The sequence below is a fragment of the Phenylobacterium sp. T106 genome (assembly GCF_057219735.1).
On record NZ_JBXVWA010000008.1, the window covers coordinates 77211 to 90156 of the forward strand.

The 12946-nt window shown below is 69.4% G+C and carries 6 protein-coding genes; 2 read left to right on the forward strand and 4 right to left on the reverse strand.

Annotation, left to right across the window (positions count from 1 at the left end; all coding sequences use genetic code 11):
• Window positions 1–140: 140 nt before the first annotated feature.
• The 3 genes from AC2D8W_RS17350 to AC2D8W_RS17360 all read right to left on the reverse strand — a co-directional run bounded on the left by AC2D8W_RS17350 (window position 141) and on the right by AC2D8W_RS17360 (window position 9594).
• Window positions 141–3254, reverse strand: coding sequence for a TonB-dependent receptor plug domain-containing protein (locus AC2D8W_RS17350; RefSeq protein ID WP_484672579.1), 3114 nt, complete (start codon window positions 3252–3254; stop codon window positions 141–143).
• 266 nt (window positions 3255–3520) lie between these two features.
• The gene (locus tag AC2D8W_RS17355; RefSeq protein WP_484672580.1) at window positions 3521–6493 is read right to left on the reverse strand and encodes a TonB-dependent receptor domain-containing protein; all 2973 of its coding nucleotides are present in this window, start codon (window positions 6491–6493) and stop codon (window positions 3521–3523) included.
• Between the two features lie 221 nt (window positions 6494–6714).
• The gene (locus tag AC2D8W_RS17360) at window positions 6715–9594 is read right to left on the reverse strand and encodes a TonB-dependent receptor domain-containing protein (protein ID WP_484672581.1); all 2880 of its coding nucleotides are present in this window, start codon (window positions 9592–9594) and stop codon (window positions 6715–6717) included.
• Window positions 9595–9973: 379 nt separating this feature from the next.
• Here AC2D8W_RS17360 and AC2D8W_RS17365 point away from each other — a divergent pair, with 379 nt between their 5' ends.
• Window positions 9974–11134, forward strand: a complete 1161-nt coding sequence (locus AC2D8W_RS17365) for a DegT/DnrJ/EryC1/StrS family aminotransferase (RefSeq protein WP_484672582.1) — start codon at window positions 9974–9976, stop codon at window positions 11132–11134.
• Window positions 11135–11149: 15 nt separating this feature from the next.
• Here the strand turns inward: AC2D8W_RS17365 and AC2D8W_RS17370 are convergent, their stop codons facing one another.
• Complete coding sequence (locus AC2D8W_RS17370) at window positions 11150–11827, reverse strand: VOC family protein (RefSeq protein WP_484672583.1); 678 nt, start codon at window positions 11825–11827, stop codon at window positions 11150–11152.
• A gap of 74 nt (window positions 11828–11901) precedes the next feature.
• Between AC2D8W_RS17370 and AC2D8W_RS17375 the strand changes: the two genes are divergently transcribed.
• On the forward strand, window positions 11902–12867 hold the full coding sequence (locus AC2D8W_RS17375) for a quinone oxidoreductase family protein (RefSeq protein ID WP_293480788.1): 966 nt from the start codon (window positions 11902–11904) through the stop codon (window positions 12865–12867).
• The last annotated feature ends 79 nt before the right edge of the window (window positions 12868–12946 follow it).

Below are 12946 nucleotides of genomic sequence, written 5' to 3' on the forward strand. Positions count from 1 at the left end.
GGCCTCCGCACGGTGGCGCGCTCACGCGGCAGGCCGCCCTCAGGCGCGGCGCAACGAGCCCAAGACCGAACAGCGCCGCGGAGCGGACCCCGCGGCGCTGTGGATGTCCGGCCGCCCGGGGGCGGCGTGCGCGATGCAGATCAGAACTTCGTCTGCAGGCCGAACTCGAACACGCGGCCCAGCGGGTTCTGGGTCATGTAGTCGTAGTTGTACTGGCTCTTGTAGAACGGCGGCACGTCGTCCAGCACGTTCTTGACCGAGAGCGTCGCCGTCCACCGTTCCCGGTACGTCAGCCGATAGGTGACGTCATGGACCCACCGGTCCTTGCGCTTGAGCCGGCTGCCGGCGACGACGGCGTTCACGTCGTCGGTGCCCGACCAGTAGCGCGTGGTCCAGCGGAGGTTGTGACCGCCGAGGGCGTAGTTCGCGTAGATGTTCCCGCGCAGGCGGGGGTACGAGTAGAAGGCCGACAGGAGCTCGGACTTGCCGACCCGGTTCAGCGCTCCGTCGAACACGACGTTGGTGCCCAGCAGGAGCCCCGCGCCGCGCTTGTAGTCCGTGAGGATGCTGGCGTCGCCGCCGATCGTCAGCCGGCCGTTGAAGATCTCGTCCCAGAAGTACGAGGCGTTGAGATCGATGCCGGTGATGTCGGTGTTCGGCCCGTTGATGACGTTGTTGCGCACCGACAGCAGGTTGTTCGGGTGGCAGGTCGGCACGGTGCGGCCGCCGTACAGGGTGGAGTTGACCGTGTCGGTCCCGAACCGGAAGCGGTCGAACAGGGCGGTGCTGCCGCACTGCCAGCTGGCCGGATTGGCCGACGGGAACATGGACGTATAGATCCGCGCCGCGGTCTCGGTCGTGATCTCGTTCTTGAAGGCGAACTTGAAGAAGTCGATCTGCGCCTGGAAGGCGCCGGTCTCGAAGAGGAACCCGACGTTGAACGTGTCGGCCGTCTCGGGATCGAGGTCCGGATTTCCGAACGTCTGCACCGGGCGATAGAGCGGCGCCCCCGTGATGGGGTTGGTGAACTGGGCCTGGATGAAGCCGAACCCCGGATCCAGGGCCGCGATGGGAGGCGCCCGGAAGGTGGTGCCCGCCGAGCCCCGGACCGCCACCCAGGGCAGGATCTGCCAGCGGATCGACGCGCGGGGATTGGTCGTCGCGCCGACATTGCCGCCGTAGCGCTCATTGCGGATGGCCAGGCTCACGACCACGTCGTCGGTGACGGGGGCCTGCAGCTCGCCGAAGAAGGCGACCACGTGCCGGTCCTCCTGGCTTTCGCGGCCCGAGCCGATGAACGTGAACGGGCCGCCTCCAGGCACCGCGCAGGTCGGCAGACCGTCGCCGTAGGGCTGGCTGTCGACGCAGGGCGTCTTCTCGCCGTCGAAGTTCGAGGACAGGGAGATGCGCCGCTCGTTGAAGCGCCACTGCGCGCCGACAGCCCAGCTGAGCGGCGTGTCGGTCCACAATCTCAGGCCGCCGAAGTCCCCGGTCAGCTGCGCCTGCGCCGTGATCAGCTGCTGGGTGGTCGTGGATACCGCATCGTCCTGCAGCCAGGCCCAGAGCGCAGGGTCGATCGCCGGCCCCTGACGCAGGCCCGTCGCCTGCGCATAGTTCGCGCCGTTGATGCTGGACCGCTGGATCGAGTTGGCGAACGGGTTGAGGTACTGGCAGGCCCCGACGCCGGGCGTTCCCGTGACCGGATTGCAGTTCGGCCCGCCCAGCCCCCGCAGGGCAAGCTGGATACGATTCACGTAGCGGTCCGGGGTCCGGGCGATCTGCTCGGCCCGCATGTAGTTGAGGGTCGTCCGCCATTCCCAGCCGTTTTCCAGTTCGCCGATGAAGCCGCCCACCACGCGGAACGACGTGATCTGGTTGCTCTGCCGGTCGGCGTCGAAGTCATGGAGCGGGTTGCCGCCCATGGCCACCGGACGCCACTGGGTCAGGTTCATGGCGACCCCGTTCGTCAGCGCCGCCGCGCAGATGGCCGCGGTGATCTGCGGCTGGGTCGCCGTCGGGCACGGGTTGAAGAGGGCCTGGAGACCCGGATTGCTCGCCGGCACGTAGTAGCGCGACTGGATGGCGCCCGGAGCCGCCGGATAGGGCGACGTTCCGCCCCCCGGCGACGAGCCGCTCGCCTCGATCGGCGTGGGGAACTGGACGGTGGACTGGGACGCCGACACGCGGTCGTGCGGCACGTCCGTACGCGACCAGAGGACTTCCCCATGGAAGCGGAGCCGCTCGCTCAGGTTGAAGTTGGCCTCACCGAACAGGTGGTAGTGGTCCTCATGCGCCACCCGGGTGTCGTGATAGGTGAACGGGTAGAAGCACTGGCCGTTGGGCACGAACGAAAGGCCGCCGAGCTGGGTGCAGCCGGCGTCCGAGAAGGTCGCCGACAGGGTGCCGCCCAGCGGCTGGCCCGGGCGCGCCGGGTCCGGCAGGAAGCCGCCGTTCGGCCCCAGCACCGGCGTTCCCAGGATCGCGTTGTAGCCGCCGGGATTGCTGGCGCCCGAGATCCCGCTGATGTTGACGGTGTCGGGGAAGACAGCGTTGGGCAGCGTCCAGGGCAGGTCGTCGCCGTTGAGCTCGCTTCGATGCCGGTAGGAGGCCGCGAGCAACAGGTTGCCGTTGTCGAACTTCCTGCCCCAGGCGACGGACGCTTCGTAGTCTCCGTTGGATCCGTCGATGAGCGCGTACTTGCCGCTGGCCTCGAAGCCTTCGAGGTCCTTCCGCGTGATGAAGTTCACCACCCCGGCCACCGCGTCCGACCCGTAAGTGGCCGCCGCGCCGTCGCGCAGCACCTCGACCTGACCGATGGCGATCGTGGGCACCACGTTGACGTTCACGAACTCCTGGCCCCCGGCAGCGGTGATCGTCGACAGGCGCTCGCCGTTCATGAGCGACAGCGTCCGGGTCAGTCCGAGCCCCCGCAGATTGATGGTCGCCACGCCGGCCGCGGCGCCGCCGAGGAAGCGATTGGACTCGCCGATGTTGCCGCCCGAGACGGACGGGATCGTGCGCACGAGGTCCACGAGGGACGGGCTGCCCTGCTCCTTGAGCGACTGATTGGTGATCACGTCCACGGGCAACGGGGCGTCTTCCGGGGTGCCCCGGATGAACGAGCCCGTGACCACGACCTCCTCGACCTCGGACGGCGCGTTCGCGGCGGTCTGCGCGGCGGCGGTGTCGAAGAAGCCAAATGAAATCGCGACGGCAAGCATGGAGCCGCCGCAAAGATAGCTGCGCTTGGTCATGTCTTTCCTCCCCCGCGGGCGGCGCGCATCTGGCGTGCAGCGTTCTCCGACCTTTGGTATGCGAATGATCGGCGCAATTTCGCGAATGCGCCAGCAGATTCCGCAGAGGAAACGTACCGGACTTCTGAAACCCCCGGAGCCGGTCCGGCCAAGGCGTCGCCGTACGCGGCGGACCCGCTCTTGCGACCTGGCGGCAGGCAAAAGAAAAGCGCCGCCGGGCGGACCCGGCGGCGCTGAAGATCGGCTCCGGTCGCCCGGAGGTCTGATCAGAACTTCTTGCGGGCCCCGATCTTGAAGGTGCGGCCGTAGGGGTTGCCGATGAAGGGGTCGTAGCCCGCTTCCAGGCGCGCCGCAGACGGGTCGCGGTCGAAGATGTTGAACACCGAGGCGGTGACCGTGGTGTCCCAGGGCAGCTGCAGGCGATAGGTCATGTCGAAGGTGTAGAACTCCTTCACCCGCAGACCCAGCGTCGTCAGCTGGCAGTTGGTGGCCGTGCCGGCCTGGGCGTTGGCCACGTTGCAGTTCGGCGACGAGCCGGTCTGCACCGTGGTCGGGCCGCGGTTGTCCGTGGCGCCGCCAACGTAGGTCATGTCCACCCGCAGGTTGTGCTGGCCGCGGCTGTATTCGGCGTAGGCCGCGCCGCGGAGCTTCGACACCGTCCCGGGGAAGCGGTCGTAGTTCGTGAACCCGAGGGCGCTGTAGGCCGTGGAGACCAGCACGCCGTTCAGGTTGAACTCGCCGATGTCGTACTTCACCAGGCGGCTGAACGAGGCGCCCAGGGTGACATCGCCGCCCATGACGTCACGGAGCCGGTAGTCGATGTTGCCGTCGATGCCGGTGACCTTGATGCGCGGGCCGTTCACGGTGTCGGAGCGGACGCGCTGGATGTCGTTGCCGACGGTCACGCCCTGCGTGCAGGCGTTGTTGTTGTTGAAGGTGATCAGGCTGCGCAGGGCGCTGCCGCAGTTCACGAACTGCGTGCCGTTCCCGACGCCGCCCACGGCGGTGGCCACGATCTGGGCCGGAACCGTGGTGATCTGGTCTTCGACGTTGAAGTGCCAGTAGTCGAGGATCAATCGCAGGCCCTGGACCTCGAAGATGCCGCCCACGTTGTAGGTGAACGCCTTTTCGGGGCCGATGGCCGGATTGCCGGTGAAGTCGACCGACTTGAAGTTGTTGCCGGCCGCCTGGATGCCCGACAGACCGGTGACGGCGTTGTTCGAGCGGTTGCCGGGGGTCGGGCCGCGGAAGGTGGTGCCGATCGAACCGCGCAGCGCGAACTGCTCGGCGATCTGCCACTTCAGGGCCAGCTTCGGGTTGGTGGTCGAGCCGGTGAGGCCGCCGTAGTCCTCGTACCGGATGGCCGCCTGCGCGTTGATCGTGTCGGTGATCGGCAGGTTGGTTTCCGCGAAGAAGGCGTAGACCGAGTCATCCAGCTGCTGCGGCGTGCCCTGGCCCAGGAAGATGTAAGGGCCGGTGGGGAACGCGCAGTTCGTGGCGCCGATCACCGGGCACGGCGCGACGCGCGAGTCCTGGAACGGGCTGCGGAGCGACGACTGGAAGTCGGACGCGCGGTACTGCGCGCCGGCGGCCCAGCCGATGTTCCCGCCCGGAAGCGCGATGCCCAGTTCGCCGTTCAGCACGAAGTCGACGACGAAGAGGTCCTGGCGCTGCTGGGTCTGCGAGTTCAGCTCGAAGATCCAGCTGACCAGCTCGGGGCTGTTGGCGTTGGCCGAGACGAAGCCCGGGTTGGTCAGGCCCAGCGCGGGGTTGCCGGCGTAGGCGTTCGAGAACGGGTTGAAGTACCGGCACCCGTTGGCTCCGGCCACCGTGCCCGTGCAGTTCGGGCCGCCGAAGCCGTTCAGCGCCCGCTGCAGGCGGTCGATGAAGATGTCGGGCGTCGACTGGCGGTTCTGGGTCCGCGAGAAGCTGACGCCCAGGTCGTAGCCGATGCCGGCGAAGGGCAGTTCGCCTGTCAGGCCGCCCGACACGCGATACACGTTGTAGTTCCGGTAGCCGATCTGGCCCCCGTCGTCGAAGATCGGGTTGCCGCCGGCTCCGAGCGGGCGGAACAGCGTCAGCGAGACGCGGCTGGTGGCCGCGATCGCCGCCGGCGAAAGGCCGGCCTGCTGCAGGGCCGTGAGCGCGCCGGGGTTGGTGATCGGCGTCGAGAACACGCCGACCGAACCCGGACCGTTCGGGCCCTGGATCGGCGGGAAGCCGGGCGAGAACCGCATGCGCGGGATGTCGGTCTTGGCCCAGTAGGCGTCGAGGTGGAACTTGGTCTTGTCATCCAGGTCGACGTTCACCTGACCGTAGATGTGGTAGCGGTTCTCGTGCTCGATCAGGTTGTCGAAGGGAATGTAGGTGAAGTAGCAGGCCGGGGTCGTGCCGGTGAAGCCGGCGAAGCCCCCGACGGCCGCGCAATTCGAATCGCGCGTCACGCCAGCCGTCGGCGCGCCGGTGGCGCCGAGCGGCAGGAACGACGGCGGCTGGCCCAGCACGGAGTAGCCCGAGGGGTTGTCCAGGTAGGGCAGGTAGGACCAGTCGCGGTCGGTGGTCTTCAGCTGCGAGCGGTGCTGGTAGCCGGCCGACACCATGATGTCGGCGTTGTCGAAGGTCTTCCCGTAGATGGCGTTGGCCGTGTAGTCGCCGTTCGAACCGTCCACGAGGCGATAGTCGCCGCTGAGCTCCAGCCCTTCGAACTTGTTGCGGGTGATGAAGTTCACCACGCCGGCGATGGCGTCCGAGCCGTAGGTCGCCGCAGCGCCGTCCTTCAGCACTTCCACCCGGCCGATGGCCGAGACGGGGAGCAGGTTGGTGTCGACGCCGCCGCTGCCGGCGCCGGCCGAGGCCACCACGCGGCGGCCGTTCACCAGCACCAGGGTGCGGAGGCTGCCCAGGCTGCGGAGGTTGATGGTGCCCGCGCCGACCTGGCCCTGGGCGGCGGTGGAGAACTGGTTGGTGTCGCCGAGCACCGGGCCGGAGACCGGCAGGCTCTTGATGAGCTCGATCGTGTTCGGCGAGCCCCGCTTCTGGAGTTCTTCCGCGCCGATCACCTCGACGGGAAGGGCCGCGTCTTCGGGGGTGCCCCGAATGAACGAACCGGTGACGACCACCTCCTGCACTTCGGACGTGGTGCTGGCCTGATCGGTCTGGGCCGCGGCGGGCGCGACGACGCCGAGGGCGGCGACGACGGCCACAACCGAGCCGCCGCAGAACTGACTGCGCTTGTTCATCTTGATCTTTCCTTCCCCTCCTGCGGCGAGACGTTCCGCGTCTTGGGCGCGGATCCGTGGCCGGGATCACCTTCTCTTTGAACGGGTTCTGCGAAAAATGGAACCGTGTTTTCTACGATCTCGGCCACAGCGTGGCTTCCGGAACACTAAGCCCCACAAGGGAAAGCGCGCCGCCGGGCTCCCGGCGGCGCGCCATCTCCCGGCCGGCCTGCGGCCTATCGTCACCAGACCTTCTTGGTGACGCCGATCTTGAGCGTCCGGCCCAGGGGATTGCCCGTGAACGGATCGTAGCCGGGCGCCAGGCGCGCGAACGACGGGTCGTCGTCGAACACGTTCTGGACCCGCACGACCAGGGTCGTGTCCCAGGGCAGCAGCACGCGGTAGGCGGCGTCGACCAGCAGCGTCTCGTCGATCTTGCGCCCGCGGAGCACCGCCTGCCCGCCCAGCGACGCCAGCGGCAGGTAGGGCGCCGCACGCTGGTCGATGTAGCTGGAGATGTAGTTGGCGGTGAAACGCAGGTTGTGGACGCCGCGCGTGAGCTCGACGTAGGCCTGCGCCTTCCAGTCCGGCAGGGGCACGACGCTCTGGCCCTGGTTCAGGAAGTTCACGGCGTTGAAGGCCGGCTGGACGACCAGGCCCTCCACCTCGGTCCGGTCGACCTTGTACTCCAGGACGTAGCTGAAGCTGCCGCCGATCGTCACGTCGACGCCGAACATCGGCTCGGGGAAGTCGAAGTCCGCCAGGGCGTCGATGCCCGAGGTCTTCTGGTCGGCCCCGTTGATCACGCCGGTGCGCAGCCGCGCGACGTTCGCCACCGCGCAGGTCGTGCCCGAGAAGAACTGGAACCGCGCCTGCAGGCCGGCGAACGCCGGGTTGCCGCAGTTCGTCGAGGCGCCGCCCGGGAACATGGTGGCGACGATCGCGTCGAACGGCTCGGCGACGATCGGCTTCTGGAAGTCGAAGCTCCAGTAGTCCACGGTCGCGCGCAGCCCGCCGGCCCGCACGATGCCGCCGACGCTCCAGGTGACGGCGCTTTCGGGCTTCAGGGACGGATTGGCCACGATGTCCACCGGGCGGTAGTTGCCGCCGAAGAACTGCAGCGTCGTGACCCGGCCCTCGAGGTTGTTGGCCGGCGGCGCGCGGAACGTGGTGCCGAGCGAGCCGCGGACGGCGAACATGTCGTTGATCTGCCAGCGGGCCGACACCTTGGGGTCGAAGGTGCCCCCGACGCCGCCGCCGTAATCCTCGTAGCGGGCCGCCGCCTGCACGTTCAGGGCGTCGGTGATCGGGATCTGGACCTCGGCGAAGGCCGCGTACACGTCCTGCTCGAGATCCTGCTCGGCGAAGGTCCCGAGGAATGCGAGCGGACCGGTCTCGAGCGCGCAGCTGCGGTTGCCGGTGATCGGCGTGTCGGGGCACGGGTTGATGGCCACGTCCCAGCCGGGCGAGACGCTCTGTTCGGTCTGGTTGCGCCGGTACTGGCCGCCGACGGCCCAGCCGATCTCGCCGCCCGGGAGCGACAGCCCCGGAATGGTCCCGTCGAACACGAGCTCGGCCACGACCAGCCGGTTCACGACCTCCCGCGAGTTCTCGCGGAAGAACCAGCGGACCAGCTCGGGCGAGTTGCGGGGCGAGCTGGCCGTGAAGCCGGGGTTGGTCCCGCCGGTGATCGGGTTGGACGCCGCGCTGTTGGAGAACGGGTTGAAGTACATGCACGGCCCCACCCCGGGCGTGCCGGTGGTGCGGTTGCAGTCGGGGCCGCCGAGGCCGTTCAGGGCCAGCTGGAAGCGGCTGATCTCGGTGTCGGACTGGCTGAGGTACGAGGAGTTCTGGGAGTAGGTGAGCGCCAGGTTCCAGCCGATGTCGGCGACCGGCAGCTTGCCGCGAACGTCTCCCGAGACCCGCCACATCTCGTAGTCGCGCTTGCCCTGGGCCGGGCCGCGGCCGTTGAAGAGCGGATTGCCGTCGAAGGCGAAGGGCCGGTAGGCGGCGAGCACGACGCCGGCATTCCCGTTCGGGAACTGGCCCGGGTTCTTGGCCACGTAGTCGCGCAGGCCCGGGTTGGACGCCGGCACGAAGTAGCGTCCCGCCACCGGCGAGAACGTGGAGGACGGGCCCGCCAGCAGCGCGTAGCCGGGGCTGGTGCTCATGGTCACCACGCCGCGGGCGTACATGGCGTCCATGTGGAAGGTGGTGTCCTCGTCGATGTCGAAGTTGAACTGGCCGTAGATCGAGTAGCGGTCCTCGGGCTCGACGAGGTTGTCGTTCAGCCCGAACTGCACCTGGCAGCCCACGGGCGTGAACGTGCCGCCCAGCGGCGTGCAGCCGCTGTCGAACCGCACGGCGGCCGGGCCGCTCGCCAGGTCGATGAAGGTGGGCAGCGAGATCGAGCTCCAGCCGCCCTCGGGGTTCGCGGCGAACGGCAGGCTGGTGAAGTCGCGCTTGGTGAACTGCAGCCGCGAGCGGTGGCGGAAGTCGGCGGCGACGAAGGCGTTGGCCCGGTCGTTCGACCAGCCCCACTTCACATAGCCGCCCCAGTCGCCCTCGGAGCCGTCGATGAACGTCCAGTCGCCGTGCAGCTCCAGGCCGTCGAAGGTCGTGGGCGCGATCAGGTTGACCACCCCGCCGATCGCTTCCGAGCCATAGGTGGCGGCGGCGCCGTCCTTGAGCACCTCGATGCGGCCGACGGCCGCGAGGGGCAGGAGGTTCGTGTCGACGGCCCCGTTGGCCGAGAGCGCCACGCGCCGCCCGTTGAAGAGGACCAGGGTCCGCGCCGCCCCCAGCCCGCGCAGGTTGATGGTGCCCACGCCTTCCTGGCCCTGCGAGCGCCCGTCGAACTGGTTGGAGTCGCCCAGCACGCCCTGGCTGGACGGCAGCGCCTTGATCAGCTCGACGGCCGAGGGCGAACCCTGCTTCGCCAGGTCCTCGCCGCCGATGACGTCGACGGGAAGCGCGGCGTCCTCCGGGGTGCCCCGGATGAACGAGCCCGTGACCACCACCTCGCCGACCTCGGTCGAACCGGTCTGAGCCTGGGCCTGCGCCGCGAGGCCGAGCGCGGCCGCGAGCAGGGACGCGCCGCAGAAGAATCTGCCCTTGGACATCGATGTTCCTCCCCTCCGGGAGCCTCTGATCGGGCCTGCCGGAGCGGGGAAATATGAAGGCGGATATTTCAGCGCCGCCACGCGAATCGCCGCGCGCGCGCAACGTTCGCGAGCGGCGCGGCGCCGACGCAACAACTTGTGACGTAAGGAAATCCTGACGCTACGGCGCCCAGGGCGACGCGTCGCGGCGCGGCGCATGTTACACCACGGTCACGCCGGAGACTGCGATGAGCCAGGCCCGCCGCGGCCCTCCTCTGTGGCCCCGCCGGCTGCGGGCGAGGAAGATCGCCAGCTGCGGACCCCCGGCGCCCCGGCGGCAACACGCTGTCACCAAGCGTGTGTTGGTCATGCCGCGAGGCGCATGGCAGAAGCCGCCGCCATGATCCCGTTCATCGACCTCGCCGCTCAGCGCGCGCGCCTGGGCCAGCCGCTGGAGGACGCGATCCTCAAGGTGGTGCGCTCGGGCGCCTACATCATGGGCCCGGAGATCGGCCAGTTCGAGGCCGAGCTCGCCGCCTTCGGCCAGGCGCGGCATGCGCTCTCGTGCGGATCGGGCACCGAGGCCCTGATGCTGCCGCTGATGGCCTGGGAGATCGGGCCGGGCGACGCGGTCTTCTGCCCCAGCTTCACCTTTGCGGCCACCGCCGAGGTGATGCCGCTGGTGGGCGCCTCGCCGGTGTTCGTCGACGTGCTGCCGGACACCTACAACCTGGACCCGGCGAAGCTGGAGGCCGCCATCGCGGCGGTGAAGGCGGACGGGCGGCTGACGCCGCGGGCGGTGATCGCGGTCGACCTGTTCGGCCAGCCCGCCGACTACCCGGCCATCAAGGCGGCAGCCGAGCGCCACGGCCTGAAGCTGATCTCCGATTCCGCGCAAGGCTTCGGCTGCACGCTGAACGGCCGCCATCCGCTGCACTGGGCGGACGTGACGACCACCTCGTTCTTCCCGGCCAAGCCGCTGGGCTGCTACGGCGACGGCGGGGCGGTGCTGTCGAACGACGACCGGCTGCACGACCTGCTGGTGTCGCTGCGCGTGCACGGCCAGGCGGTGAAGTCCGACCTGGAGGGCCGCACCTTCGACCACGACCCCAAGTACCTGAACATGCGGGTGGGGATGAACAGCCGGATGGACACCCTCCAGGCCGCCGTGCTGCTGCAGAAGCTGAGCATCTTCGCCGACGAGATCGAGGCCCGGAACCGGGTGGCGGCCCGCTACGCCGAAGCGCTGGGCGACGTGGTCCGCGTCCCACCGGTGATCGCGGGCGGCGTCTCGGTCTGGGCGCAGTACGTCATCGAGACGGAGGACCGCGACGGGCTGGCCGCGCACCTGCGGACCGAAGGGATCCCGACGGCGGTCTACTATCCCGTGCCCCTGCACCTGCAGGCGCCCTACCGCGGCTATCCGCAGCCGGGGGGGCTGCCGGTCACCGAGGCGGCGGCGGGCAGGGTGCTGGCGCTGCCGATGCACGCCTACCTGGACGCCGAAACCCAGGACCGCATCACGGCGGCGATCCGCAACCACGTGAAGCGCAACCGGTAGCGGCCGGACCGACGGTCAGTCGAGGGCGCCGACGATGGAGGCGCGCTGGGAGAGCTCGATCCAGTTGCCGTCGGGATCGCGGACCATGGAGATCCGCGCCGTGGTTCCCAGCGTCACCGGCGCCAGGGCCTCGCGGCCGCCCTTCGCCAGGACGGCGGCGTGCTCCTCGTCGACCTTGAAGACCTGGAAGGTGATGTAGCGCCAGCCCGGGCCCTGCATCTGGGCGTCGGACGGGGCCGCCGGGTCCGCCTCGAGCAGGATCAGGCTCTCGCCCGCGCGGAAGGCGCCCTCGCGTTCCTCGGGCAGCCCGAGGGCCTCGGCGTAGAAGCGGCGGTGGGCGGCGAGGTCGCGGACGCCGATCCGCACGCCGATCTGAGTGACGCCGTCGTGGCCCGGCGGCACCAGGCTCACCCGGTTGCCCTCGGGGTCGGCCAGGCCCTGCGGCGCGATCAACCCCTCGCGGGCGATCAGCAGTTCGCGATAGCCGCTGGGCGGGTTCGCCGGCAGGGGGTTGGCGTGGTGGTTGATCTTGAGCACGCTGCCCAGGACGTCGTGCCGGTGCTGGTCCTGGCCGCGGCGGATCGGCAGGACATGGTCCAGCGGAACCCCCGCCTCGCCCTGCCAGAAGGCCAGCATGGGGCCCAGGTCGTTGGTGGCGAGGCCGATGTCGACCCTCGGCTTGGCAAGCTGCATCCCGTCCTCCCCTTGCGCCGGCAGGATCGCCATGGAATGGGTGGCGTCAAACAAATGTTTGAGGGACGTCCGCCATGAAGGCCGCAGTCTATTACGAGAACGGTCCCCCCGAGGTCCTGAAGTACGAGGACGTCCCCGATCCCCAGTGCCACCCGAAAGGCGTCGTGATCCGCGTCGAGGCGGTGGCGATCGAGGGCGGCGACACGCTGAACCGCTTCGGCGGCCCGCTGATGACCAACCCGCACGTGGTGGGCTACCAGGCCGCCGGCGAGGTGATCGAGGCCGGCGCCGAGGTCACGAACCTCAAGGTCGGCGACCGGGTCTGCACGACCGGGGGATGGGGCAGCCACGCCGAGCTGCGGGCCGTCTCGGCCAAGACCGCGTGGAAGATCCCCGACGGCCTGTCGACCCGCGAGGCGGCGGTCATCCCGGTGACGTTCGGCACCGCCGCCGACTGCCTGTTCGAGTTCGGGCGGATGAAGGCCGGCGAGGTGGTCCTGGTGCAGGCCGGCGCCTCGGGCGTGGGCGTGGCGGCGATCCAACTGGCGGCGAAGGCGGGCGCCTCGATGGTCATCGCCACCGCCTCGTCGGACGAGCGGCTCGAACGCCTGCGCCCGCTCGGCATGACCCACGGGATCAACTACGCCACGCACGACGTGGTCGAGGAGGTGATGCGCCTCACCGGCAAGAAGGGCGCCGACGTGGTGGTCGATTCGGTGGGCGGCGCGGTGCTGCAGGGCTCGATCCTCAGCCTCGCCTACCGCGGCCGGGTCTCGACCGTGGGCCAGGCGGGCCGCGACCGCCAGAAGATGGACCTTTCCACGCTGATGGGCGGCAACCGCACCATCTCGGGCGTGTTCCTGGGCGCCGAGATTTCAACCGACCGCGTCCAGAAGAGCATCGCGAGCCTGATCGACCGGGTGGCCCAGGGCGAGCTGAAGGTGGTGATCGACCGCGAGTTCCCGCTTTCGGAGGCCGCCGCCGCGCACCGCTACATCGAAAGCCGCCAGGCGGTGGGACGCGTGCTGCTGATCCCCTGACGGGGCGGTCCGGCGGGGCTCAGCCGTTGAACTTGAGCCACAGTCCCGCCAGGCCCAGCAGGATGAAGACCCACATCGC